This window comes from Pseudomonas sp. TH06 (genome assembly GCF_016651305.1).
GTDB lineage: Bacteria > Pseudomonadota > Gammaproteobacteria > Pseudomonadales > Pseudomonadaceae > Aquipseudomonas.
Genome location: NZ_JAEKEC010000002.1, coordinates 163,470 through 189,612, shown reverse-complemented (window position 1 = coordinate 189,612; position 26,143 = coordinate 163,470). Strand labels below are relative to the sequence as shown.

The 26,143-nt window shown below is 59.8% G+C and carries 21 protein-coding genes; 12 read left to right on the top strand and 9 right to left on the bottom strand.

Annotated elements, in window-relative coordinates:
- The first annotated feature begins 331 nt into the window (after positions 1-331).
- A complete protein-coding gene (locus tag JFT86_RS24405; protein WP_201238795.1) occupies positions 332-637 on the top strand; it encodes a DUF2288 domain-containing protein in 306 nt (101 codons plus the stop codon).
- Between the two features lie 295 nt (positions 638-932).
- Here JFT86_RS24405 and JFT86_RS24400 read toward each other — a convergent pair whose 3' ends face one another.
- The gene (locus JFT86_RS24400; RefSeq protein ID WP_201238794.1) at positions 933-3,131 is read right to left on the bottom strand and encodes a hypothetical protein; all 2,199 of its coding nucleotides are present in this window, start codon (positions 3,129-3,131) and stop codon (positions 933-935) included.
- 195 nt (positions 3,132-3,326) lie between these two features.
- On the opposite strand from JFT86_RS24400, the gene JFT86_RS24395 reads away from it, so the two are divergent.
- Positions 3,327-4,223, top strand: coding sequence for an NAD(P)-dependent oxidoreductase (locus JFT86_RS24395; protein ID WP_201238793.1), 897 nt, complete (start codon positions 3,327-3,329; stop codon positions 4,221-4,223).
- Here JFT86_RS24395 and JFT86_RS24390 read toward each other — a convergent pair.
- Positions 4,114-6,396 carry a bifunctional diguanylate cyclase/phosphodiesterase gene (locus JFT86_RS24390; protein WP_201238792.1) on the bottom strand — a complete coding sequence of 761 codons (2,283 nt, stop codon included), beginning with the start codon at positions 6,394-6,396 and terminating at the stop codon, positions 4,114-4,116. The two genes, JFT86_RS24395 and JFT86_RS24390, sit on opposite strands and share 110 nt — an antisense overlap.
- 148 nt (positions 6,397-6,544) lie before the next feature.
- Positions 6,545-6,913, bottom strand: a complete 369-nt coding sequence (locus JFT86_RS24385; RefSeq protein WP_201238791.1) for a YkgJ family cysteine cluster protein — start codon at positions 6,911-6,913, stop codon at positions 6,545-6,547.
- A gap of 302 nt (positions 6,914-7,215) precedes the next feature.
- Here JFT86_RS24385 and JFT86_RS24380 point away from each other — a divergent pair, with 302 nt between their 5' ends.
- Entirely contained in the window at positions 7,216-8,565 is a 1,350-nt protein-coding gene (locus JFT86_RS24380) for an MFS transporter (protein ID WP_201238790.1), read from the top strand.
- A gap of 178 nt (positions 8,566-8,743) precedes the next feature.
- On the opposite strand, the gene rapA is transcribed toward JFT86_RS24380, so the two are convergent.
- A complete protein-coding gene (rapA, locus tag JFT86_RS24375) occupies positions 8,744-11,590 on the bottom strand; it encodes an RNA polymerase-associated protein RapA (RefSeq protein ID WP_201238789.1) in 2,847 nt (948 codons plus the stop codon).
- A gap of 240 nt (positions 11,591-11,830) precedes the next feature.
- Between rapA and JFT86_RS24370 the strand changes: the two genes are divergently transcribed.
- Entirely contained in the window at positions 11,831-12,172 is a 342-nt protein-coding gene (locus JFT86_RS24370) for an aspartate-semialdehyde dehydrogenase (protein ID WP_103307214.1), read from the top strand.
- On the opposite strand, the gene JFT86_RS24365 is transcribed toward JFT86_RS24370, so the two are convergent.
- The 3 genes from JFT86_RS24365 to JFT86_RS24355 all read right to left on the bottom strand — a co-directional run bounded on the left by JFT86_RS24365 (position 12,142) and on the right by JFT86_RS24355 (position 14,775).
- Complete coding sequence (locus tag JFT86_RS24365; protein ID WP_201238788.1) at positions 12,142-13,353, bottom strand: aminotransferase class V-fold PLP-dependent enzyme; 1,212 nt, start codon at positions 13,351-13,353, stop codon at positions 12,142-12,144. The two genes, JFT86_RS24370 and JFT86_RS24365, sit on opposite strands and share 31 nt — an antisense overlap.
- Positions 13,350-13,820, bottom strand: coding sequence for a RidA family protein (locus tag JFT86_RS24360; protein WP_201234623.1), 471 nt, complete (start codon positions 13,818-13,820; stop codon positions 13,350-13,352). Before JFT86_RS24360 ends, JFT86_RS24365 begins: the two co-directional genes overlap by 4 nt.
- A gap of 88 nt (positions 13,821-13,908) precedes the next feature.
- Positions 13,909-14,775, bottom strand: a complete 867-nt coding sequence (locus tag JFT86_RS24355) for a LysR substrate-binding domain-containing protein (RefSeq protein ID WP_201234621.1) — start codon at positions 14,773-14,775, stop codon at positions 13,909-13,911.
- A gap of 183 nt (positions 14,776-14,958) precedes the next feature.
- On the opposite strand from JFT86_RS24355, the gene JFT86_RS24350 reads away from it, so the two are divergent.
- Both JFT86_RS24350 and ccoM read left to right on the top strand, forming a co-directional pair.
- Positions 14,959-15,120, top strand: a complete 162-nt coding sequence (locus tag JFT86_RS24350; protein ID WP_201238787.1) for a hypothetical protein — start codon at positions 14,959-14,961, stop codon at positions 15,118-15,120.
- Positions 15,121-15,264: 144 nt separating this feature from the next.
- On the top strand, positions 15,265-15,381 hold the full coding sequence (gene ccoM, locus JFT86_RS29335) for a cytochrome c oxidase subunit CcoM (RefSeq protein ID WP_007959205.1): 117 nt from the start codon (positions 15,265-15,267) through the stop codon (positions 15,379-15,381).
- A 1,717-nt stretch (positions 15,382-17,098) separates the two neighbouring features.
- On the opposite strand, the gene JFT86_RS24345 is transcribed toward ccoM, so the two are convergent.
- Together JFT86_RS24345 and JFT86_RS24340 are read right to left on the bottom strand one after the other, a co-directional pair.
- A complete protein-coding gene (locus JFT86_RS24345) occupies positions 17,099-18,574 on the bottom strand; it encodes an inorganic phosphate transporter (protein WP_201238786.1) in 1,476 nt (491 codons plus the stop codon).
- A gap of 374 nt (positions 18,575-18,948) precedes the next feature.
- On the bottom strand, positions 18,949-19,149 hold the full coding sequence (locus JFT86_RS24340) for a hypothetical protein (protein WP_103307048.1): 201 nt from the start codon (positions 19,147-19,149) through the stop codon (positions 18,949-18,951).
- Between the two features lie 654 nt (positions 19,150-19,803).
- Between JFT86_RS24340 and pcaR the strand changes: the two genes are divergently transcribed.
- The 6 genes from pcaR (at position 19,804) to pcaH (ending at position 26,142) form a co-directional block, all read left to right on the top strand.
- Positions 19,804-20,646: a pca regulon transcriptional regulator PcaR gene (gene pcaR, locus JFT86_RS24335; RefSeq protein WP_201238785.1), complete on the top strand. Its 843-nt coding sequence runs from the start codon at positions 19,804-19,806 to the stop codon at positions 20,644-20,646.
- 294 nt (positions 20,647-20,940) lie between these two features.
- Positions 20,941-22,287: an MFS transporter gene (locus JFT86_RS24330; protein WP_141129392.1), complete on the top strand. Its 1,347-nt coding sequence runs from the start codon at positions 20,941-20,943 to the stop codon at positions 22,285-22,287.
- 275 nt (positions 22,288-22,562) lie between these two features.
- Positions 22,563-23,420: a CoA transferase subunit A gene (locus tag JFT86_RS24325; protein ID WP_201238784.1), complete on the top strand. Its 858-nt coding sequence runs from the start codon at positions 22,563-22,565 to the stop codon at positions 23,418-23,420.
- The gene (locus tag JFT86_RS24320) at positions 23,420-24,199 is read left to right on the top strand and encodes a CoA-transferase subunit beta (protein WP_201238783.1); all 780 of its coding nucleotides are present in this window, start codon (positions 23,420-23,422) and stop codon (positions 24,197-24,199) included. Before JFT86_RS24325 ends, JFT86_RS24320 begins: the two co-directional genes overlap by 1 nt.
- Positions 24,196-25,401, top strand: coding sequence for a 3-oxoadipyl-CoA thiolase (gene pcaF / locus JFT86_RS24315; RefSeq protein WP_201238782.1), 1,206 nt, complete (start codon positions 24,196-24,198; stop codon positions 25,399-25,401). The genes JFT86_RS24320 and pcaF overlap by 4 nt, the downstream gene beginning before the upstream one ends.
- A gap of 36 nt (positions 25,402-25,437) precedes the next feature.
- A complete protein-coding gene (gene pcaH, locus JFT86_RS24310; protein ID WP_201238781.1) occupies positions 25,438-26,142 on the top strand; it encodes a protocatechuate 3,4-dioxygenase subunit beta in 705 nt (234 codons plus the stop codon).
- Position 26,143: the final 1 nt, after the last annotated feature.

The following is a 26,143-nucleotide window of genomic DNA, read 5'->3' as shown; positions in this document are numbered from 1 at the left end:
TAATTTTTTTGAGTTCTGGCGCCGTAGCAGCAGAACCGGGTCAGATATCTTTGCGATACCCTCCGGAAATGCCCCCGGCAACTGTACCGGTACAGTGTAGAGCGCCGGTTGTTGGCCTGGGAAGCGGGCGCCGAGGGGCAAAACTTGGGGGTGTCGCATTTTTGAATGAAAAAGACAGAATTGCGGCGTGGCGTTCGTGGGCATATATCCCAATCAGCAGCATTCCTTGGCGTTCCTGCTCTTTTCGTTCGGTGCAGCCATTTGCAACCGGGTTTTTCTGGCGGACCACCGACGTTATCATTCGCGTCGATTTCTTTTCCGGACAGTTCCCATGAATCAAGAACCTAGCACCCTCTATGCCAAGCTGCTCGGCGAGACCGCATCTATTACCTGGAAAGAGCTGGAGCCGTTCTTCGCCAAGGGTGCCCTATTGTGGGTCGACCCTGCGCTGGATTTGATCGCCGCTGCCGAGGCCGTGGCATCGGACGAAGGCGAGAAAGTCGCTGCCTGGCTGGCCGAAGACAAGGTCGCCAAGCTGTCTGAAACGCGGGCGCTGGATATTTTCGAGCGCGATCCGCAGCTGTGGGCGGTGGTGGTGAGTCCGTGGATTTTGATCCAGGAAAGGGCGGTGGTCTGAATGTCTGCACTGATGTGGTGCGCGCCGTCATCGATGGAAAGTGTGTAGCCGAGTAGCGTGATGGCACGTTGCCGTAGAGAAACACCACAAGCGAGGGTGGCATCACGGTGACGTAAACGTAACGGGAACAGTTTAGTAAGCAGCCTAACGGCTGCTTAATTGTTTCTGGGTATTGGATTGGTCGAGATTTTCGGTGAGTTCAAGGGCCCCATCGCGAGCAGGCTCACTCCTACAGGGGAACGCATTCCAATTGTAGGAGTGAGCCTGCTCGCGATGGCGGCAACTCGGTTCCGGATCAGACCGAGAACGACTTGCCGGTATGGTTATTGAGAGAAATAACCTTGGTCTTGCCAATCCGGTGGCGATAGATCTCGCGCAGGTATTTGATCGACTTCTTCACGCAATCGCGCGACAGGCGAATGTCATTGATCGAGACAAACTTCTCTTTGTCGTTGATCAACTCGCGGTACTTCTTCTCGTACATCGGCTTGATCGCGTACCAGTTGGTGTCGAGGATCTTCGCCGGGTTCTCGAATTCGTTGAGCAGGTCATCGATGCGGTCTTCGTCGAATTCCTCGTTGATGATGAAGTCGAGAATCGAGTTATCCAGCGTCTCGTCGAACCGGTACGGGTTCTTCGCAAAGCAACGCTTGATGAACGCCACGATCAGCGTCAGGAAGTCGTCCGACAGGCACGGGCTCTTGGCGATCAGGGTGGTCAGCGACAGGTTGGCCGAAGCACCGATCACCAGCGCGTAACGCTTGAGTGTGGTGTTGGGGAACAGGCTGTTGAGGTGGGTCTTCAACCGGTTCAGGTCCATGTACGACAGCTTGTAGTCTTTCGGCAGCGAGACGATCGACACCACCGACGAGCAGTTCTTGAAGAAGTGCAGGTCGTGCAGCGCGGCGGCGTCGTAGCCGGAGTTCTTGTACTGCTCAAGCGACGCCTTGTAGCGCTTGGACTCGATCGGCAGCAGGCTGATGCCTTCGATCGCCTGGGTGACCTTGTTGAAGTGCGGCAGGTCGATCGAGCGGAAGAACAGGTCGTCGATGTTCAGACGCTGCGGCTCTTTGTCGAACACCTTGAACTTGTCGCTGCTCGGCGGCGGCGTTTCCGGCACCACCGATTCGGCGTAGGCAATCGCTACCGGGCCGGCCAGACTCATGAACAGGTCGTTGGCATCCAGGCGAATGGTTTCGCCGATGTCGATGCCGGCACGGCGGAAGTAGTTCTGGTCGTAGTCAGTGGTGACTGCCTGCGCGGTCAGGATGTTGAAGATCTGCTGCGAGATGTACTGGTTGGCGTGCTTTTCCATCGCATTGACATCAATGTTCTGGATGTTGCCGTCATCGCTCTCTTCGGCGTAACGCATGATGTCGTTGGAGATCAGCATCATCGCGTTCCATGGGCGGATACGGCCCATGACGCTGGCTTCGCTGCTGTCTTCATTGGCGAAGTTGTAAGAGAAATCCCATTCTTCCGAGAGGTATTTGCACAGCAGGCGACCGGCGTTGATGTGCAACGCCTCGGACATTTCGCTGCGGTGATCGGAAATGTTCGGCAGCACGCAGATGCCACTGGTGAAGATCGGCTCGAACACGAACGAATGACCGCTCTTGCCGTCGTGCTCGTCCATTGGCTTGGTGTCGAACGTCTTGTTCATGTACGAGTGCTGCTGGGCCAGACCGAATTCCGAGGCCATGCCGGAACCGGTACCGCCGCCGGCACTGAAGATCGAGAAGTACAGGCGCGACTGGTTGGCCTTGATGCCGCAGCTGTCGATCAGGTACGAGTGAATCATTTTCCAGTCAGGGCTGGAGAAACGCTGGGTGTCCTTGTTGAGGATGATCTTCGCCAGATACTGGCCGAGGATCGGCGCGTTACCGGCGCCACCGGCGTGGACTTCGGACAAGTCCATGATCTTCATTTTGCTGTAGTCGCGCAGGAAGCCGCTTTTCTCACCCTTGCGCGAAAAACGGATACGCCCGGCGATGTCCTTGTCGAGGTCGCCGAGCATCACCAGCGGTTCGACCAGAAACACCGGTTTGGTGGATTTGTTCGGGCCGATGCGCAGGTTGTTCCTGATCCACTGGGCCGGGCTGTAGCCCTTGTCGGCCAGACGCCGATCCGCCGCACGGTCTTCGTTGTTGAATTCGTTGAGGTAGAACTTGCGCGCGTTGTACACCAGCTCCGCGACATCGAGGGCGATGTTGGAGCCGCAGCGACCGAGGCCGATCAGGCACACCGAGGGGAATTCCTGATCGTTGTGCTGTTCGTTGTCGCCGTCCAGGTGCGGCGGACGCGGGAACACCAGATCACGCAGGCCATCGAGGTTGTCGAGGATGCGGTCGGTATTGGTTTCGGTGAAGTACAGGTATTGCTGAGTCGACAGCGGGCGCGACGGGACCAATGGCTTCAACGATGACGGGCTGTTGGCGGCAGGGCTCAGGGTCAGATCGGATACCGCAGGGGCGGGATTATTTTTAGAAGTCATTGTGCGCCATATACCTGGACTGGTTGGCTCGCTGGCCAGTTGCCTGCGAACCTCACGGAATAAGATCTCGCGTCTTTTTTGCGCGAATTGAGCCCGAGCATCAGGGACTTGGCCTGACTGTCGCTTGGGGGAATCCTTTCCTGATCGTTGATGAATCGGCCATTATTCGGCGATCTTTAATCAAAAGGAGGCTAAATGATGTCAACGCTACCTTCGTTGGGGTTCGCCGGAATCGGTCTGATGGGCTTGCCGATGTGCCGGCGCCTGCTGGCAGCGGGTTATCCGCTGACGGTGTGGAACCGTAATCCGGCCAAGTGCGCGCCACTGGTCGAGGCCGGTGCCCGGCAGGTAGCCAGCCCTCGTGAACTGTGTGAACACGCCGACGTGGTGATGTTGTGCCTGGCCGATACGGCGGTGGTACGCGAAGTCGTGTTCGGCCCGGCCGGTGTCGCAGAAGGGGCGAAAAAAGGCCAGTTGTTGGTAGATTTTTCCAGTCTTGAGCCGACGGCGACCCGTGAGATGGCGGCGCAGTTGCTGGAGCAAACCGGCATGACCTGGCTGGATTCGCCGGTATCCGGCGGCGTGGTCGGGGCCGAGGCCGGTAGCCTGGCAATCATGGTCGGTGGCGAGGTGACGGACCTTGAGCGGGTGCGCCCGGTGCTGCTCAGTCTGGGGCAACGCGTCACACACATGGGCGGCGTCGGTGCCGGTCAGGTGACCAAGGCCTGTAATCAGATGATCGTCGCCTGCAATGCACTGGTGATTGCCGAAGTGGTGGCGCTGGCCGAGCAGGCGGGGGTCGATGCCAGTCTGATTGCCGAGGCGTTGGCCGGTGGTTTTGCCGATTCGAAGCCGTTGCAGATTCTCGCCCCGCAAATGGCCGAAAGCCGTTTCGAACCGATCAAATGGCACGTGCGCACACTGCTCAAGGATCTTGATACCGCCGTGAAGTTTTCCCGCGAGCAAGGCTCCGCCACACCGATCAGCGGATTGGCCGCACAATTGATGCGCCTGCACGGGGCGCAAGGCTTTTTGGCGAAAGATCCAGCGACACTGGTGCAAATGTACCGCGCGCCAGAATCAACGGATTGACCGTGTGTGAATGTTTGCGCTGATTGATTTCCTCCAGCACCGGGCGCAACTCGTCCAGCGGCACCGGGCGGCTGAGCAGGTAACCCTGAATGAAATCGCAGCCCGAACGCTCAAGGAACTCGTATTGCTCCAGGCTTTCCACGCCTTCGGTGACCACCTGCAAATGCAGGGTGTGCGCCATGACGATGATCGCCTGGACGATCTCCATGTCTGCCGTGGCTGTGGGAATATCGAGAATGAACGAGCGGTCGATTTTCAGGGTGTTGAGCGGCAGGCGCTTGAGGTAGGCCAGCGACGAGTAGCCGGTACCGAAGTCATCGATCGACAGCGACACACCGAGAGCGCGGATCTGGCGCAACAGCACCAGGGTGTTGGCGATGTTGCCCATCAGGGCGTTTTCGGTGACTTCCAGCTCCAGGCGCTCCGGCGCGACGCCGGCGGTGCGCAGCGCACTTTCGATTTCGTCCGCCAGCTCTTCCCGGGCGAGGTTCAGCGGTGAACAGTTCCAGGAAATTTTCAGCTCTTCGCAGCCATGGCGCGACAGTTCACCCAAATCCTTGCAGGCGCGGCGCAGGACCCAGTTGTCCAGTTCGGCGATCAGGCCATTGTTTTCGGCGATGCTGATAAAGCGGTCCGGGGTCAGCAGGCCATGGCTCGGATGCTGCCAGCGGATCAACGCTTCGAGCTTGCTGACCCGGCCGGTTTTCAGTTCGAAGATCGGCTGGTAATACAGCATCAGACCATTTTCTTCGTGCAAGGCGTGGCGCAGCTCTTCCTCCAGTTGCAGCTCGAAGCTGGCGCGGGTCTTCAGGTTGGAACTGAAAAAGTGCAAGCCGTTACGTCCCGCGCCTTTGGACTGATACAGCGCCAGATCCGCGTGCTTGAGCAGTTCTTCGCAAGTGGTGCCGTCTTCCGGATAAAGGCTGATGCCGATGCTGGTGGTCATCACCATCCGGCGTCCGGCGAGTTCGATCGGCTCTTTCATTTTCAGCATGATCCGTTGCGCCATGCCGCGCGCCTCTTCACGGTCATTCAGGCCGATCAGGATGCAAAACTCATCACCACCGAAACGCGCCACCACATCGTCATGGCTGCGCACCGAGCCTTTGATGTGATTGGCGATGACCTTGAGCAACGCGTCGCCGGCATCGTGGCCGAGGCTGTCGTTGATCCGCTTGAAGTGGTCGATGTCGAGAAACATCACCGCGAGCATGCCGCCCTCGGTGGCTTTCTGGCTGAGCTTCTCGGCGAAGATCTGGTTAAAGCCACGACGGTTGATCAGGTTGGTCAGGGCGTCGTAGTTGGCGACTTGTTGCAGCGACATGCGCGCCTGATCGAGTTGGCTGAGCAGGGCGTTGACCCGGCGCAGATCATGCTCCTTGTTCTGCAGCTTTTTGTCGGCCAACGCTGCGCTGATCGCGCTGCCGAGGATCAGCAACGTGATCACCGCCACCGTCAGGCCCAGTTGCATATGGCCGGTTTCTGCCGACAGAGATGGCACGCTGCCTTCGGGCATCACCAGATGAAGTGCGGCCATGCCGGTGAAGTGCATGCTGATGATGCCGGCGCCGAGAATCAGCGCAGCGGTGTACTTGAGCATCTGATGAAAGACGCCACTGCCTTCGCGCAAGTAACCTGCGACCCACAAAGCCGCGAAACTGGCGACGATGGCAATCACGATCGACAAGCTGAACAACACGGGCTGGTAGTAAGCCGTGGCGACCGAGTGCATCGCGGCCATGCCGACGTAGTGCATGCCGGCAATGCCCAGGCCGATGACGATGGCGGTTTTCAGGTAATGCATCAGGCTCGGTTGCGCCTCGCTCAGCGTGTGCATGGCCAGCCATGAAGCAAGCAGGGCAATCAGCAGGGAAAACAGGGTGATCGGCAAGTCGTACTGAATGTCGATCGGCGCCTGGAAGGCGAGCATGCCGATAAAGTGCATGGCCCAGATGCCGCCGGCCAGACACGTTGCGCCGATCCAGCGCCACAGTCGCTGTGAACCGGGATCTTCAGCGTGGCCGACCCGCTCAGCCATGTCGAGGGTAGCGAAACTCGCGGCGCAAGCGACCAGATAGGCCACCAGCACCAGCAAGGGGTTGTGTGTGCATTCAAGAATGACCTGCCCGCTCTCCGGCAGCTCGGTAACAAACTGCAAACCAAGCCACTCCATAGCATGCCCCGTCTCTGAAGTCGTCCTTACTGCGTCGTCAACGCAGGCGAATGACTGGAGTATAGAGGCCGTTTTCGGGGTGCATGCGGTAGTGGCACATTGGCCCTAATGATTTTGACATTAGGCTCATAGCGATTGGCGCTAAGGGTCAGGCGCTCTGGTCGAAAGGGATCTCGACCCAGTCGGGTTGCAGGGGCGGCAGACCGAAGCGCGCGCGGGCCTTGTCGCAGTCGACGTTCTGTTCGCCGTTTTCCCACGACGATTCGAATTCACGGCAGGGGCTGGAGCGCTGCTCATAAATCGAGCACTGCACGTTGCTGCCCACTTCACCGACCAATGCCGTGCAGCGCGGCGATTTGCAGTCGGTGCCGTTCATCGCCACCCGGCTGGGGCTGATCTGCGTGACCAGTTCATCGGGCACGGTGCCCCCGGATGAGGCGCACTCACCCCAGAAAAAAGACACGCGAAAATGGGAGCAGCAGGCACCGCAATTCAGACACGGACTGACTTCGGACATGTGGGCGGGTATCAAAGGGATTGATCGGGAGATCCGGACGGATCCGGTCGCCATTCTAGGCTTCGCCACGAACTTGGGAAGGGGGGCGCGAAACTATTTTTTTGTGGCAAGGTTTTACCGCGAAAGCCCCGGTTTTCGGGGGACTTCAGCGTTATCAAGGGCTTACGTTTCGTTACAGTGACATGGCCCGATATCAGGCAGACGAATGATCACAGACAGCCTCTGCCAGCCTGACTAGATTGCAGGTTCCGGGCTCGGATGCGTCGGCAGTGAAGCCCTAATAACAATAAAGAGACGGACCCATGCAGAACTCGACCCAAGCGGCGAATGCCTGGCGCATTCTGTTCCTGCTGTTCCTCGCCAACCTGTTCAATTTCTTCGACCGCACCATTCCGGCGATCATTATCGAACCGATCCGCATGGAATGGCACCTCAGCGACTTTCAGTTGGGGATCGTCGGTACTGCGTTCACCATTGTTTATGCGATTGCCGGGCTGCCGCTCGGGCGCATGGCCGACACCGGCTCACGCAGCAAACTGATGGGCTGGGGCCTGGCGACGTGGAGTGCGCTGACCGCGGTCAATGGTCTGGTTGGCAGCTTCTGGAGCTTTTTGATTGTGCGCATGGGCATCGGTATCGGCGAGGCCAGTTACGCACCGGCCGCCAACTCGCTGATCGGTGATCTGTTTCCGGCCCACCGTCGGGCGCGGGCCATGGGCATTTTCATGCTCGGTCTGCCGCTGGGTCTGCTGCTGGCGTTCTTCACGATCGGCTGGATGGTCAAGGCATTCGACAGCTGGCGCGCGCCGTTCTTCATCGCCGCCGTACCGGGGCTGATCCTCGCGATCTTCATGTTTTTCATCAAGGAGCCAAAGCGCGGCGCGGCGGAAACCGTGCAGGTCTCGCAGGAGAAAGTCGACAAACCTATCCGCCGGATCCTCGCGGTACCGACCTTCCTGTGGCTGGTGATGGCCGGGTTGTGCTTCAACTTCGCCACCTATGCCTGCAACTCGTTCCTGGTGCCGATGCTGCAACGCTATTTCCTCATGCCGTTGCAGGAAGCGGCGGTGGCGACCGGGCTGATTGTCGGCGTGACCGGGCTGATCGGCCTGACCCTCGGTGGCTGGATCGCTGACAAGATTCACCAGCGCGTGGCCAATGGACGGCTGTTGTTCGCCGCGTTCAGCCTGATCATCTCGACCCTGTGCACGGCGTGGGCGCTGCATGCCGGGCGTATCGAGATCGGCGTGTTTGTCGCGCTGTTCAGCGTCGGCTGGCTGTTTGCCTATAACTTCTACACCTGCGTGTACACGGCGATTCAGGATGTGGTCGAACCCCGCCTGCGGGCGACGGCGATGGCGTTGTTCTTTGCCGGGTTGTATCTGCTGGGCGGTGGTCTGGGGCCGGTGGTGGTGGGTGGCTTGTCGGATCACTTTGCCAAGTCGGCGATGATTGCCGCGGGGGCGGAGCAGATGACTGAAGCGTTCAAGGCAGTTGGGCTGCACGACGCTATGTATCTGATTCCGGTGGCGCTGTTCCTGACGATGGTGTTTCTGTTTCTGGCGGCGCGGTGTTTTGTACGGGATGCGCAGCGGATGAAGGAGGGGCTGGTGGCTGTTGTTGAGCCAGAGGGTGCGGCGGCGACGGCATGATGATCGTTCCCACGCTCTGCGTGGGAATGCAGCCCGGGACGCTCTGCGTCCCATTCCGAAGCTGGAACGCGGAGCGTCCCTTGAGGCATTCCCACGCGGAGCGTGGGAACGATCTGCGGAAACAAAAAGGCCCGCATCGCTGCGGGCCTTTTTGTTTTCAGCGGTGGAGCAGGGCGGTTTAGCCTGCCACCAATACCCGAATCGCTTCCAGACGCAAAGCAGCCTTGTCGAGCATTGCCAGCCCCTGCTCACGCTGTTCACGCAACGCTACCAGTTCGCTGTCACGCACGGTCGGGTTGACCGCTTGCAACGCGGTCAGGCGCGACAGTTCTTCGTCGGTGTCGGCCGCCAGACGACGGCGTGCCTCGGCCACACGCTCGGCGTGACGCGGGGTGATCTTGTCTTCGCCGGCGTTGATCCGTGGCGTCAGCTGATCGCGCTGGGCCTGGATGAACTTGTTGGCGCTGGCACGCGGCACGCTTTCCAGTTGATCGTTGAGGGTTTCGAACGATACGCGGGCCGACAGATCGTTACCGTTGGCATCAAGCAGGCAGCGCAGGGCGGCCGGCGGCAGGTAACGACCCAGTTGTAGCGAACGCGGCGCAACCACTTCGCTGACATAGAGCAGTTCCAGCAACACGGTGCCCGGTTTCAGCGCCTTGTTCTTGATCAGCGCGACGGCGGTGTTGCCCATCGAACCGGACAGCACCAGATCCATGCCGCCCTGCACCATCGGGTGTTCCCAGGTGATGAACTGCATGTCTTCGCGTGACAGCGCCTGGTTGCGGTCGTAAGTAATGGTCACGCCTTCGTCGTCGCCCAGCGGGAAGCTGGCGTCGAGCATCTTCTCGCTCGGCTTGAGGATCAGGGCGTTTTCCGAATGGTCTTCGCTGTCGATGCCGAACGCGTCGAACAGGGTTTCCATGTAGATCGGCAGGGCGAATTGATCGTCCTGCTCAAGGATGTCCTCGACCAACTGATCGCCTTCGCCCGAACCGCCGGAGTTGAGTTCCAGCAGACGGTCGCGACCGGTGTGCAGCTCTTCTTCAAGACGTTCGCGTTCAGTGCGCGCTTCGTCGATCAATGCTTGCCACTCGCTGTCGTCGGCTTCTTCCAGCAGCGGCAGCAGGCGCGGGCCGAACTGATGCTGCAAGGCGTTGCCGGTCGGGCAGGTGTTGAGGAATGCGTTCAGCGCTTCGTTGTACCACTGGAACAGACGCTCTTGCGGGCTGGTTTCCAGGTACGGCACGTGCAGTTCGATGATGTGTTTCTGGCCGATCCGGTCGAGACGACCGATACGCTGCTCCAGCAGGTCCGGGTGCGACGGCAGATCGAACAGCACCAGGTGATGAGCGAACTGGAAGTTGCGACCTTCACTGCCGATTTCCGAGCAGATCAGCACTTGCGCGCCAAACTCTTCGTCGGCGAAGTAGGCGGCAGCGCGGTCACGCTCAAGGATGTTCATGCCTTCATGGAACACCGTGGCCGGGATGCCGGAACGCACGCGCAGCGCGTCTTCCAGATCCATCGCGGTTTCGGCGTGGGCGCAGATCACCAGCACTTTGGTGCGCTTGAGCATTTTCAGCTGATCGATCAGCCACTCGACGCGTGGGTCGAATTTCCACCAGCGTTCTTCTTCGCTGGCGTCCGGCTGCGCCTGGAAGCTGACTTCCGGGTACAGCTCGGCGTGTTCGCCCAGCGGCAGTTCCAGGTATTCGTCCGGGCACGGCAGCGGATACGGGTGCAGTTTGCGTTCCGGGAAACCCTGCACGGCAGCGCGGGTGTTACGGAAAAGCACGCGGCCAGTGCCGTGACGGTCGAGCAGTTCACGCACGAGGCGGGCGCTGGCTTCGCTGTCGCCATCATTGACCGCGGTCAGCAGGGCTTCGCCTTCGTTGCCGAGGAAACCATGGATGGTCTTGTGCGCTTCAGGCGACAGGCGCCCTTTTTCCAGCAGTTCCTGAACGGCTTCGGCCACCGGGCGATAGTTGTCGCTCTCGGCGCGGAAGGCGGCCAGGTCATGGAAACGGTTTGGATCGAGCAGGCGCAAACGGGCGAAGTGGCTGTCCTGACCGAGTTGTTCCGGCGTGGCGGTGAGCAGCAGCACGCCCGGGATGGTTTCAGCCAGTTGCTCGACCAGGGTGTATTCCGGGCTGGCCTTGTCTTCGTGCCAGACCAGGTGGTGGGCTTCGTCGACCACCAACAGATCCCAACCGGCGGCGAACAGTGCGTCCTGCGCCTTTTCATCGTCGACCAGCCATTCCAGCGCTACCAGCGCCAGTTGGGTGTCTTCGAACGGGTTGCTGGCATCGCTTTCGATGAAGCGTTCTTCGTCGAACAGCGCGACCTGCAGGTTGAAGCGGCGGCGCATCTCCACCAGCCACTGGTGCTGAAGGTTTTCCGGCACGAGGATCAGTACGCGATTGGCGCGGCCCGAGAGCAGTTGGCGATGGATCACCAGACCGGCTTCGATGGTTTTACCCAGACCCACTTCGTCTGCCAGCAATACGCGCGGCGCGATACGGTCAGCGACTTCACGGGCAATGTGCAGCTGGTGCGCGATCGGCTGCGCACGCACGCCGCCCAGGCCCCAAAGCGAGGACTGCAACTGACGGCTGGTGTGTTCGAGGGTGTTGTAGCGCAGCGAGAACCACGCCAGCGGGTCGATCTGCCCGGCGAACAGACGGTCGCTGGCCAGACGGAACTGAATGAAGTTCGACAGCTGGGTTTCCGGCAGGGTGACGGCTTCGTTCTGCGCGTTGAGGCCGTGATAAACCATCAGGCCATCGACATCGTCAACTTGCTGGACGGTCATCTTCCAGCCTTCGAAGTGGGTAATGCTGTCACCCGGCGAGAACCGCACGCGAGTGAGGGGCGCATTCCGTAGCGCGTACTGGCGGGTTTCGCCAGTGGCCGGGTAAAGCACGGTCAACAAGCGGCCGTCCTGTGCCAGAACGGTGCCTAAACCAAGCTCTGCTTCGCTGTCACTGATCCAGCGTTGCCCCGGTTGATACTGCTGCGCCATGCTGCCTGACTCCCACCTTGAAAAAGCGGGCTATCTTAACGGAATGCGACCCTGAGGCCAAAGGATTAGGCGCAGTGGCAAGCATTTAGCCACAAGCTGCAAGTACAGACAGAAGCAGTCATCCGTCAGTTTTCAAACGATTTGCGGCACCCGTGAGTGCCAACCCGGTCACAAGTTTGCGACCAGTGGCTCAAGGCACCTTCGCCGCAGCCGATAGCCTGCTGACAGGAGACCCTTTATATGTTGCCACCGATGCTCCCCCTGAGCGCTGTGCCGATCACTTCCCAGCAGGATCCGATCCGCCAGCGGCCGGACATTCCTCCGGTGGTGCCGGTGCAGGAAAGCTCCAACGAAAGCACGATCGATCTGCAAAAACGCGATCCTGAAGAGGACAGACTGATGGCGCGCGAGGAACAGCGCCGTCAGCAGGAACGCGATCGCCGTCGTCGCGAAGCCGATGAAGACCCCGAAGAACACCTCGCCGTACCGGGCCATGAACTGAATGCCGACAACACCGTGCCGGTGGTGCCGTTGATGGAAGATCAGCCGCGTCAGGGCCTGTGGGTCGACATCGAAATCTGAGGCTGAGCGGCCAGTTCAGCCAGATTTGCCAGCAACACTTCGATTTCCTCTTCCGTATTCAGATAACTCACCGACACCCGCGCAATGCTGTCCAGCCCGCGTGCTTTCATGTCCAGCGGCGTGTAGGCGACGCCATTGGCGCCGATGTTGATGCGGCGTGCGGCCAGTGTCTGTTTGAGCGCAACACAGTCCCAACCTTTGAGCGTGAAGGCGATCAGCCCGGATTGCAGCTGCGCCGCGCCGAGATTGCACAGGGTCAGGCCGGGAATCGTCTGCAAGCGTTCACGCAGCAAGCGGCTTGATTGCTCGATGCGCCGCCGGATCGATATCGCACCGATTCGATTGTGTTCCTCCAACGCATTCGCCAATCCGGCCAGCAAGGCCAGCGACACTTCACTGGTCTCGAAACGCCTGGCGTCATTGCGCAAGTTGAAGCGCTGGCCGTCCCACGGCGCCGACAGTACATCGCGTTGCGCCGGCAGCAAGCGTTGCAGGAATTGCGCGCGGATATACAGCAGCGCAGTGCCGCGCGGGCCCCGCAGAAACTTGCGCCCGGCGCCCTTGAGCACGTCGCATTGCAGGGCCTGAACATCACAGGGCAACTGCCCCAACGCTTGGCCGGCGTCGATGAAGTAAGGAATACCGTGACGCTGGGCGACCGCACCGATCTGCGCCGCCGGGTTGATCAGGCCACCGTTGGCGGGCAGCCAGGTCAGGGCGATCAGGCGCACATTGCGATCAATCATCTGCGCCAGTGCCTGTGGATCGACGGCGCCCTTGGCGTCGCAGGGAATCACCTCCAGCCGCGCGCCGGCCTTTACCGCCTCAGCCATGCAGGCCAGATTGCCGGCCCATTCATGACGGCCCACCAGAATCCGCTCGCCCGGCTGCCATGGTTCCAGCGCGTTGAACGCCTGACTCCAGGCGGCCGAGCCGCTGCTGGCAAACGCAATGTCTTCGGGTTGCGCATTGAGCAGCGCCGCGGCGGCGGTTCGAGCCCTTTCCTGCACCTCACCGTCGGCCACTTCCATGGGCCCGCCAAGCGCTTCGCGTTGCAGCTGTGCGATCACGGCATCGAGGGTGGCTTGGCTCGGAAGTGAGGCACCGGCGTGGTTGAAGTGGATGACGTTATTGCAACCTGGGGTTCTTGATCGCAGAAACGCGATGTCCTCGACATTCACGGCTGGAGCTCAAAGATTGCGTCGATTTCCACTGCCACGCCACTTGGCAGGCTGGAAACACCGACCGCCGTGCGCACATGGCGACCCTTTTCGCCCAGGGCATTGACCAGCAGATTCGATGCGCCATTGGCGACTGCGCCCTGACGCTGGAAGTCAGGCGTGGCGGCAACAAAAACACCGAGACGAATGATCCGCGCCAGTTTGCTCAGATCGTCACCCAAAGCATCACTCAGCTGTGCGAGCAGGCCCAACCCAGCGAGTTCGGCGGCGTTGACCCCTTCCTCTTCGGAGATTGTTTCGCCGAGTCGGCCGATGAATGCGGGTTTGCCGTCCAACAGTGGAATCTGCCCGGAAATGAATAGCTGGTTCTGGCTGACGACGTGACTGATGTAGTTGGCGATAGGCTGGCTCGGCGCGGGCAGTTGCAGGCCGAGTTGCTGGATGCGGTGCGTGAGTGAGTCGGTCATGGCAAGTCCTCCGGAATAAGGACTTCAGCATGTTGCCGAGTAGCGGGGTGGACAAACGGATAGATTTAATCCGACGTATCCAAATAACTCATGCGTCGGCGATCTCTTCCAGCCACTGGCTGAAACTCTGCACTGCCAGGCTTGGAGGACGTTCGGGCGTGACCAACCAGTATCCAATTTCACTGTGCATGGGCGGCGTGTCGAAGGCAGGAACCAACGCACCTTCCTTGAGCCGGCGTTCGATCAGGCGCTGGCGACCCATCGCTATGCCTTGGCCGGCGACGGCGGATTCGACCACGATGTTGTAGTCGTGCAGCATGACGCTGGGCACATGAGCCAGATCGATGCCGCTGTGTTGCTGCCAGTCGATCCATTCGAACGGCTGGTGCGACTTGGCCATCAGCAGCGGCCCATTATTGACACCTTTCGCCTTGGCGGCGGGACTGCACACCGGGGTCAGGGTTTCGCTCATGAAGCGTCGGGTGCGGACTTTCGGCCAGCCGCCCTTGCCATAGCGGATAGCCAAATCGACTTCGCCACCGCCGACATCCGCCAATTGCACGGCGGGCAGCAGTTCGACATGAATGTGCGGATGTTTTGCGTTGAAATCCGCCAGTCGCGGGGCCAGCCATAACGTGGCGAAGGAGGCGAGCAGACCGATGCGCAGAATGGCCGGTTGTTCGCCGCGCAGCTGCCGGGTGGCTTGGGCGATGGCGGCGAGGGCGGGTTCGATCTGCCGGTAATACGACGCGCCGGCGGGCGTCAGGTCGATGGCCCGTGTGCGCCGGACAAACAGGCGCAGGTTGAGGAATTCTTCAAGCTTTTGCACTTGGTGGCTGATCGCACTTTGCGTCACCGACAACTCATCGGCAGCCTTGATAAAGCTCAAGTGGCGGGCCACGGCCTCAAAGGCGCGCAGGGCCATCAGCGGCGGCAGATCCTGATGTAGCGGCACGTCAAACATCCTATGGGGCCTGGTTCCAGGCGCCGATTGTGCGTGGAAATCCGGCCGCGGGTACATCAATTGTTGAAGGTGCGTTGTGTCGATGGCTGTTCAGCGCTCGCGTCAGGCTGCATTATTGGCGCAGTCCTGCCGGCGAAACGGCAGTTGTGATTATTTCAAGCGATGCCTGTTGCCATGAGCCAAGACGACACACTGATTGACCTCAATGCGGAGCGCGCCAAGCGCATACACGACATCAAAGAGAAGCGTCTGAACGAAGTGCGCAATGCCTTCGAGCAGGCGATGCCGCTGGGAAAAGCCAAGAAAAAGTCGAAAAACAAACCGAAAAAGCGTTGATCTCCCCCTGCATCTGTTGATGCAGGTCAGTTATTTTCCCGCCTTTGTCTCCCTTCTTTGCTGGTATTGATCCCGGTCAATTTGTGCGCCTGTGTGTTTGGTAACTTAGCTCCATCGCAGCAGAGCAGGGCCAGGAGGCCAGTCATGTTTTTCGATAACGTGGTGTTTGCCGGAGTGCTGACCGTCGGCCTCATGGTTCTGTTTTTTGCAGGGTTTGGATTTTTTATCTGGAAGGATGCGAACAAGCGCAAGAAGCCTTGATTCCCTTTCAGGTTTGATGAGCACGCAAGGCATTTTGGGCAACTTCGGTTGCCCTTTTTTTTGCCTTGGCGGCCTGTGGGCCGACCATGTTGTTGGTTGTTTTTGATGTATATCCGTTTTTTGGGTGATGGCTGCTTGGGGTTCCGCCCTTACGGCGGGTCACTTTTGGCAGACGCCCCAAAAGTAACCAAAAGGGCTTTACCCTGACGTTCGGCCCTCGCTTAGGCTCGGGTTCCTTCGCTCCGGGATTGATCCGGGCGCATCGCCTACGGTTTGCTGCGCTGCACCTCCTCTCGATGCATTTGGCTTCGCCAAACGGTCGCTGCGCTCCCACCCCCGGATCAATCCCTCCACTCAGCCTGCCGACGGGCTCCGAGATCAAGAGCGGTACTCGAGCTAACGCTCATTGTGTTGAGTGGGGCGGCATGCGCCGCGTTTGGGGTGTACTGGTTTTTTGTGGGAGCTGGCTTGCCAGCGATGGCGGCCTTACAGCCGACCAAGCTCTGGCGGTGGTACTCATTCCGTGTAGGAGCTGCCGAAGGCTGCGATCTTTTGATCTGTTTTGGCTTTAGCTTTGCTGTTGCTCTCCAGCCCCTTCGGCAGGCCGAGCGTAGGTGTTCATCCGGGGGTTAGGCGCGCAGCGCCGTTTGGCGAAGCCAAACACATCGAGAGGAGGTGCAGCGCAGCCAACCGTAGGCGATGCCCCCGGATGGACACCGTAGCGAGGGAACACTGAGCCCAAGCGAAGTGCCGTACGCCGGGGCCAAGCCTTTTGGGTTACCTTTTCGGCGTCTGGAAAAGGTGACTCGCTGTAAGAGCGAAACCCTAAGCAGCCATAACCGCAGCAACGGATATGCCCCTAAACCTCAATCCCACCCCCCAAAAAAAAACAACAAAATCAAAAGATCGCAGCCTTCGGCAGCTCCTACAGGGGATAAATCAGGCTGCGTTCTTTTGATCTGTTTTGGCTCTTGATCTTCAGCCCCCTCGGCAGGCCGAGCGGAGGTGTTCATCCGGGGGTTAGGCGCGCAGCGCCGTTTGGCGAAGCCAAACACATCGAGAGGAGGTGCAGCGCAGCCAACCGTAGGCGATGCCCCCGGATGGACACCGTAGCGAGGGAACACTGAGCCTCAGCGAAGTGCCGTACGCCGGGGCCAAGCCTTTTGGGTTACCTTTTCGGCGTCTGGAAAAGGTGACTCGCTGTAAGAGCGAAACCGCCAGAAACATCACCCGCAGCAACGGATATGCCCCCAACCCCAATCCCAACCCCAACCCCCGAAACAACAAAATCAAAAGATCGCAGCCTTCGGCAGCTCCTACAGGGGAAAAGTCAGGCTGCGATCTTTTGATCTGCTTTGGCTTTTGCCCTTCAGCCCCTTCGGCAGGCCGAGCGGAGGTGTGCATCCGGGGGTTAGGCGCGTAGCGCCGTTTGGCGGAGCCAAACACATCGAGAGGAGGTGCAGCGCAGCCAACCGTAGGCGATGCCCCCGGATGGACACCGTAGCGAGGGAACACTGAGCCTCAGCGAAGTGCCGTACGCCGGGGCCAAGCCTTTTGGGTTACCTTTTCGGCGTCTGGAAAAGGTGACTCGCTGTAAGAGCGAAACCCTAAGCAGCCATAACCGCAGCAACGGATATACCCCCAAAACCCAAGAACCCCAAACACAAAAAAAGGCGCGATCCTCTCGAATCGCGCCTTTTTCATTGACCGCTAACTATCAGCTACCCAGCGCCTTCGACGCCAACCAGAACAACCCGGCCGACAATCCCACGGTCGCCGGCAGGGTCAACACCCACGCCAACAGAATGGTACGAACCGTGCCACCTTGCAGGCCGCTCTTGTTCGCGACCATGGTGCCAGCCACGCCCGAGGACAGAACGTGAGTGGTAGACACCGGCAGGCTAAAGATGTTGGCCAGGCCAATCAAACTGGCAGTAGTGATCTGCGCCGACATGCCCTGAGAATAGGTCATGCCTTGCTTGCCGATCTTCTCGCCGATGGTCAGTACCACGCGTTTCCAACCCACCATGGTGCCCAGGCCCAAGGCCAGCGCAACCGCCAGAATCACCCAGAACGGCGCATATTCAGTGGTGGTGGTCAGGTCTTTTCGCAGTTTGTCCAGGTCAGCCTTTTCACGGGCTTCCAGGACTGGCAGCTTGCTGACTTTCTTCGCGGTGTCGTCCAGGCACAGCAGATAGCGACGAACTTCTACGCGGCTTTCCGACGACAGCGAATGGTAGTCCGCAACACCTTTGAGGGTGTGGAGCAGGGCATTGATGGTCGGTTCGGTCTGCTGCGGGTTGCAGCGGAATTTCTCCGGCAGATCGCCTTCTACGCTTTTGCCCAGGGCCAGGAACTCACCGAGGGAGTCGGCGTTACGCTGGTAGAACTGGCTCAAGTGCAACGTCGCGTCGCGGGTGCGTTCGATCTGGTAAGTCGTGCTGTTCAAGTCGAGTACGAACTGCGCAGGAACGATACCGATCAACACCAGCATGATCAGGCCGATGCCTTTCTGGCCATCGTTGGAACCGTGCACGAAGCTCACGGCCATGGCCGAGATCACCAGAACCAGACGGTTCCAGAACGGTGGGTGCTTCTTGTCGTCAAGCTTGCGGCGCTGTTCCGGCGTCTTGTGCATCTTCGACAGCGGGCGCCACCATTTCAGGCCGATCAGCACCAGTGCCGCGATCAGGAAGCCAGCCATTGGCGAGAACACCAGCGAGGCGCCGATGTCGATTGCCTTCTGCCAGTTCACGCCGTCGGCCAACGGAATATCGTTGATCAGGGCATTGGCCAGGCCGACACCAAGGATCGAACCGATCAAGGTGTGCGAGCTCGACGCCGGGATACCGAAGTACCAGGTGCCAAGGTTCCAGGTGATTGCCGCGGCAAGCAACGAAAACACCATCGCCAGGCCATGGCCGGTGTTCACATTGATCAGCAGCTCCACCGGCAGCAAGTGAACAATGGCATACGCCACGCCAACGCCGCCCAGCAGCACGCCGAGGAAATTGAACACACCGGAAAAGAACACCGCCAGGTGAGGCGGCATGGCTTTGGTGTAGATAACAGTGGCTACCGCGTTAGCGGTGTCATGAAATCCATTGATGAACTCGAAGGCGAGGACAAACGTCAGGGCGAGCAAGAGGCTCACAAGCACCCAAGCATCCAGTCCGCTGAATAAATCGATCATGAAGGTTTTCTGACCCGGTCGTAAGGGGGCGCGATTATGCCAGAAAAGTCTCGAAATCGATGCCCTACCTGCTCATCGGTAACATTCTTCTTCGATTTAATTTGTTGCAGCGCATTAAAACCAAGCGTCGCGCAAGGTTTTTCAAGTCATTGAATTACTTGAAAAAAGGCCTTTCAGCTCATGAGTTTTGCCGGTGCGCGAAGGGCTCAAACGCTTGTCTGAAATATCTATGAAACCTGTCTGAAGCGTCCTTTCAGCCTGTAGGACGGGGAAATAGCCGCTGCCCGCGGGTAGCGGGCGCGCAAGGCTTCGTCGTTACACCGCGCTTGTAGCCGGTGCTGACGCAAACCTTCAAAGAAGCAAAAAACCGTGACTTATGGCTCTTCGGTTTTGAGTTCTTCTTCCATCTTTTTCAGTTCTTGCTGGAAAACCTGATCCTGAACGGTCGGCCGTTTACGCCATGCCTTGCGTTCTGGTTCGGGTTGAGCGGCGTAGGTGGTCACTTCCCCGCCGTAAACATCCTTGTAACGTTGTTCCTGGCGCTCAAGTTCCGCGCGCAGTTCGTCTTTCGTCACAGTGCTACCTGTTTGAGTTGAGTTAAATGTCTGGCGAATCGCACGGCAACAAATCGATTGAACGAACCCGCCGAGGGCTCAATGCCAGAGTGGGCATTGGTGGTATCGGCAGAGCGATCAAGACTTCCATGTTGCAGGCGGCTACGTCACCAGATTAAAACTGACGCAGCATCAGTTTCCAGTAATCAGCAAGCGTGCTGGCGGTGCATGAGTATGAGCGTCAGGCGCTGGCCGGGCTGACCGCGATGGACATCGCGTCAGCGGGTGGCGTCGTTATCAAAGAACAAACGACAAGCCACTGACTTGCATTATAGCGGTCGATTCGAAATTGACTATCTCTGCCAAGTTAAAAACGGTTCCGGATGTGTGATTGTTTTGTGACTCACAACTTTTAACAGAAGTTGTCGGCGGGGTGTTGCCTTGTTTGTCAGGTGATCAGTTTCTGGCGCCATTTAGTCGAACAACTAAGCGCAGCGTCAATGCTGCATCGAAGTTCAATCCTCGGTAATAAGGCGCCTGAGCAGCGAGCCTGGAGCCATTGCGATAATCGGTCGACGGTTCGATAATCGCCCAATCTTGGCGTCTCCGCCCTTGTGCATCTCCACGGGAGTCGCTTGTATAGCCATTGATCCGTGCCGGAACCAAGGACAAGAAATGAACGATCAAATGCGCAACTCCTTTACCTCAGTGGCGCCGCCGATTGTTGCCTCGCCGGCCAAACGCATTCAGGCGCTGACCGGTGATCCGGACTTCATGACCTCATTGGCCCGTGGCCTGGCGGTGGTGCAGGCCTTTCAGGAGCGCAAGCGTCATCTGACCATCGCCCAGATCAGCCATCGCACGGAAATCCCCCGCGCCGCCGTGCGCCGTTGCCTGCACACGTTGATCAAGCTCGGCTACGCCACCACTGACGGTCGCACTTACTCTTTGCTGCCGAAAGTGCTGACCCTCGGCCACGCCTATTTATCCTCGACGCCGTTGGCCGTCTCCGCGCAGCCGTACCTCGACCGTATGAGCGAACAACTGCACGAAGCCTGCAACATGGCCACGCTCGAGGGCGATGACATTCTTTACATCGCCCGCTCCGCGACTACTCAGCGTCTGATTTCGGTGGATCTGTCGGTCGGCGGGCGTCTGCCGGCCTATTGCACGTCGATGGGGCGGATTCTGCTGGCGGCGCTGGACGACACGTCGTTGGGCGAGTACCTCGACCACGCCGAACTGGTCGCCAAGACCAGCCGCACGATTCACACGCCCGCGGCGTTGCTCGAATGCCTGCAAGAAGTGCGGCAACAAGGCTGGTGCATCGTCGATCAGGAGCTGGAGCAAGGCCTGCGTTCGATTGCCGTACCGGTCTACGATGCTTCCGGGCAAGTGGTCGCCGCGCTCAACGTCAGTACCCACGCCGGTCGCGTCAGTCGTACCGAGCTTGAGCAACGCTTCCTGCCGGGCCTGCTCAGCGCCAGCCGCGACCTCAGTGCGCAGCTGTTCGCCTGATGAAGCTGTTCGATAAACGCACAGTGTTGCGTTTATCGAATTGACGCTAAAACCCTCGGATCATTAATGTCGCGGCAGCGTCATCCGGCGCTGATGTGAATGAGCCCGCCGGATGGTCGACTCCCATAATAATGACAAGAGGCAACTCACCATGCGCATGCTCCCCGACTGTCTCAGCCCCGTCCCCTGTTGCCGGGTTCACCGCAACGCCTGATCCAGACCTTCTATTCTTGTGCCCGTGCCGCTTTTTGGCCGGCCGCCGTTCGACTGCGTTTTTTGCGTGGAATAAAAATAATGAACCAGCCTCAGTCCGCTGTAGGTCAGTGCCTCGACGTACAGACCTTCATCAACGCCCAACCCATCTCGCGCTATCAGTGGCGGGTGGTGATCCTGTGTTTCCTGATTGTCTTTCTCGATGGCCTCGACACTGCCGCGATGGGTTTCATTGCCCCGGCGCTGTCGCAGGACTGGGGCATCGACCGCGCCAGCCTTGGTCCGGTGATGAGTGCTGCACTGATCGGCATGGTGTTCGGCGCGCTCGGTTCCGGGCCTTTGGCTGACCGTTTCGGGCGCAAAGTCGTTTTGGTGGGGGCGGTGGTGCTGTTCGGCGCTTTCAGCCTGGCCTCGGCGTACAGCACCAATGTCGAGCAATTGCTGGTGCTGCGTTTCCTGACTGGCCTGGGTCTGGGCGCGGGGATGCCGAATGCGACGACGTTGCTGTCGGAATACACCCCGGAGCGCAAGAAGTCGCTGCTGGTGACCAGCATGTTCTGCGGCTTCAACCTCGGCATGGCCGGTGGCGGTTTTATTTCGGCGAAGCTGATTCCGGCGTTCGGCTGGCACAGTTTGTTGCTGATCGGCGGAATTCTGCCGCTGATCCTCGCTGTGGTGCTGCTGTTCTGGCTGCCGGAATCGGCGCGTTACCTGGTCGTACGTAACCGTGGCACCGACAAAGTGCGTAAGACCCTTGCGCCGATTGACCCGGTCACCGTCGCTCAAGCTTCCAGTTTCAGCGTGCCGGAACAGAAAACCGTCAAGGCGCGCAACGTGTTCGCGGTGATCTTCTCGGGCACTTACAGCACCGGCACCTTGTTGCTTTGGCTGACCTATTTCATGGGCCTGGTGATTGTTTATCTGCTGACCAGTTGGCTGCCGACGCTGATGCGTGACAGCGGCGCGAGCATGGAGCAAGCGGCGTTCATCGGTGCGTTGTTCCAGTTTGGCGGGGTATTGAGCGCGGTCGCTGTGGGATGGGCGATGGACCGCTTCAATCCGCACAAGGTTATCGGCATTTTCTACCTGCTGGCGGGGGTGTTTGCCTACGCCGTGGGGCAGAGCCTGGGCAATATCACGCTGCTGGCAACCTTGGTGTTGGTAGCCGGGATGTGCGTCAACGGTGCGCAATCGGCAATGCCGTCGCTGGCGGCGCGGTTTTATCCGACTCAGGGGCGGGCGACCGGGGTGTCGTGGATGCTCGGGATTGGCCGCTTCGGTGCGATTCTCGGGGCATGGATGGGCGCTACGTTGTTGGGCCTGGGCTGGAATTTCGAGCAGGTGTTGACGGCGTTGGTGATTCCGGCGGCGTTGGCCACCACTGCGGTGGTGATCAAAGGCATGGTCAGTCATGCGGATGCGACCTGAATTTCAGCGCATGATCGTTCCTACGCTCTGCGTGGGAACGCCTCAATAGACGCTCTGCGTCTGCTTTTGGACGCGGAGCGTCCTGGGCTGCGTTCCCACGCGGAGCGTGGGAACGATCATTGTTAGGTTGATAACAATCTGTTCGATAAACGAACACTCAGTCGATTATCGGATTGTTTGGCGAATTTCCCAGGCTTAATCTGCAGTGACTCCGGCGCTGAACCTCGCGCCTTTTTATCACTGGCGATTCATTACAAAAAACGGGAGCCCGCTCCATGGCTGAGATCCTTTCGCTGCACGACGCGGTGAAGCAATTCGTCAACGACGGCGACACCGTTGCGCTCGAAGGCTTCACGCACCTGATCCCTACGGCGGCGGGTCACGAAATCATTCGTCAGGGCAAGAAAGATCTGACCCTGGTGCGCATGACGCCTGACCTGATCTACGACCAACTGATCGGCGCCGGTTGTGCTCGCAAGCTGATTTTCTCCTGGGGTGGCAATCCGGGGGTGGGATCGCTGCACCGTCTGCGTGACGCGGTCGAGAAACAATGGCCGCAGCCGCTGGAAATCGAAGAACACTCCCACGCCGATCTGGCCAATGCCTACGTCGCCGGCGCTTCCGGCCTGCCGTTCGCGGTGCTGCGCGCCTACGCCGGCTCCGACCTGCCGAAGGTCAATCCGCTGATCAAGTCGGTTACCTGCCCGTTCACCGGTGAAGTGTTGGCGGCGGTGCCGTCGGTGCGTCCGGACGTAACCGTGATCCACGCACAGAAAGCCGACCGCCAAGGCAACGTGCTGTTGTGGGGCATTCTCGGTGTGCAGAAAGAAGCGGCACTGGCGGCCAAGCGCTGCATCGTCACCGTCGAAGAAATCGTCGATGACCTCAAGGCGCCGATGAACGCCTGCGTGCTGCCGACCTGGGCCTTGAGCGCGGTTTGCCATGTGCCGGGTGGCGCACATCCGTCCTACGCCCACGGTTACACCGAACGCGACAATCGTTTCTATCAGGCGTGGGATCCGATCGCCCGTGACCGTGAGACGTTTACCGCGTGGATCAACGAATACATCCATGGCTGCGCTGACTTCAGCGAGTTCCAGGCCAAATTGGCCGCTGCTTCGGAGGCCAAGTAATGACGTACACCACCAATGAAATGATGACTGTCGCCGCAGCCCGTCGTCTGAAGAACGGCTCGGTATGTTTCGTCGGCATCGGCCTGCCATCGAAAGCCGCCAACCTCGCACGCCTGACCTCGTCGCCGGACGTGGTGCTGATCTACGAATCGGGCCCGATTGGCGCCAAACCGAGTGTGCTGCCGCTGTCCATCGGTGACGGCGAACTGGCGGAAACCGCCGATACCGTCGTCCCGACCGGTGAGATCTTTCGCTATTGGCTGCAGGGCGGACGCATCGACGTCGGTTTTCTTGGCGCGGCGCAGGTCGACCGCTTCGGCAACATCAACACCACCGTGGTCGGCGATTACTTCTCGCCGAAAGTGCGTCTGCCGGGTGCCGGTGGCGCGCCGGAAATTGCCGGCTCGGCGAAAAGCGTGTTGATCATCCTTAAACAGTCGGCGCGCTCGTTTGTCGACAAACTGGATTTCATCACCTCGGTCGGTCACGGCGAGGGCGGCGATTCGCGCAAACGTCTGGGGCTGCCGGGCGCCGGCCCCGTCGGCATCATCACCGACCTGTGCATCATGGAGCCGGAAGAGGGCAGCCACGAATTCGTGGTCACCGCACTGCATCCGGGTGTGACCCGCGAGCAAGTGGTCGCCGCCACCGGTTGGGCGATCCGTTTTGCCGATGACGTAGCCACCACCGCTGAACCGACGGAAGTCGAGTTGACTGCACTGCGCGATCTCGAAGCGCGCACCGCTGCGGCCCATGGTCAGGCACCGGGAGAAGCATGATGCGTGACGTTTATATCTGCGACGCGATCCGTACCCCCATCGGCCGTTTCGGCGGCGGTCTGTCTGCCGTTCGCGCCGACGACTTGGCGGCGGTGCCGATCAAGGCCCTGATGGAACGCAATCCATCGGTGGACTGGAGCGCCATCGACGAAGTATTCCTCGGCTGCGCCAACCAGGCCGGCGAAGACAACCGCAACGTCGCGCGTATGGCGCTGCTGCTGGCCGGCCTTCCGGAGACCGTGCCGGGCGTGACGCTCAATCGCCTCTGCGCCTCGGGCATGGACGCGATCGGCACGGCATTCCGGGCGATTGCCAGCGGCGAGATGGAGCTGGCGATTGCCGGCGGCGTCGAATCGATGTCCCGCGCACCGTTCGTGATGGGCAAGGCTGATGCGGCGTTCTCGCGCAACATGAAACTGGAAGACACCACCATCGGCTGGCGTTTCATCAATCCGTTGATGAAGGCGCAATACGGCGTCGACGCGATGCCGCAGACCGCCGACAACGTTGCCGATGACTATAAAGTCTCGCGCGCTGATCAGGACGCTTTCGCTCTGCGTAGTCAGCAACGTACGGCGGCCGCGCAGGCTGCAGGATTTTTCGCTGAAGAAATCGTCGAAGTCCGGATTGCCCACAAGAAGGGCGAAACCGTGGTCAGCCAGGACGAACACCCGCGCGCCGACACCACGATTGAAGCACTGAGCAAATTGAAACCGGTCAACGGCCCGGACAAAACCGTCACCGCCGGCAATGCCTCCGGTGTCAATGACGGCGCCGCCGCGTTGATTCTCGCGTCCGCCGAAGCGCTGAAGAAACATGGTTTGACTGCCCGCGCCAAAGTGCTCGGCATGGCCAGCGCCGGTGTTGCGCCAAGGGTGATGGGCATCGGCCCGGTGCCAGCGGTGCGCAAACTGACTGAGCGCCTCGGTGTAGCGGTCAGCGATTTTGATGTGATCGAACTCAACGAAGCGTTCGCCAGCCAGGGTTTGGCAGTCCTGCGCGAGCTGGGCCTGGCGGACGACGCTGCTCAGGTCAACCCGAACGGCGGGGCGATTGCCTTGGGTCATCCGTTGGGCATGAGCGGTGCGCGTCTGGTGCTGACCGCGCTGCATCAGTTGGAAAAGACCGGCGGCAAGAAAGGTCTGGCAACCATGTGCGTCGGTGTGGGGCAGGGTCTGGCCCTGGCCATCGAACGCGTCTGACGCACAGCGGTACGAATAAGAACAGAGGAAAGCGAAATGACTGACAAGCCTGGTTACCGTCGCCCGCAGGAAGGCACCCAGCCCGAGTACCTGCACCCGACGTATCAATCCACCAATCTGCGCTCGCCATCGAAGCCGTTGGTGTTTCTGCCGCACTCGCTGTCGGAAATCACTGGTCCGACCATCGGTGCCGAACGCGTGGCCGAAAAGGACAACGACCTGACCGCCCAGCATGACGGCGAACCACAGGGCGAGCGGATCATCATCCACGGCCGTGTGCTCGACGAAAACGGTCTGCCGGTGCCGGGGATTCTGGTGGAGATCTGGCAGGCCAACGCCGCCGGTCGTTACAACCATCCGCGCGATCTGCACGACGCGCCGCTGGACCCGAACTTCACCGGCACCGGCCGCACCGTGACCGACGCCGATGGCTGGTATCAGTTCCAGACCATCAAGCCCGGCGCCTATCCGTGGGGCAACCACCACAACGCGTGGCGCCCGGCGCACATTCACTTTTCGCTGTTCGGGCCGAGCATCCTCACGCGCCTGGTCACGCAGATGTATTTCCCCGGCGATCCGCTGCTGGCCTACGACCCGATCTACAACTGCGTGCCGGACACCTCGGCCAAGGAACGCCTGATCGCCAGCTTCGATCTGGAAAAAACCATTCCGTCCTACGCCCTCGGCTATCGCTGGGACATCGTGCTGCGCGGCCGTGAAGCCACGCCGATGGAGAAATAAG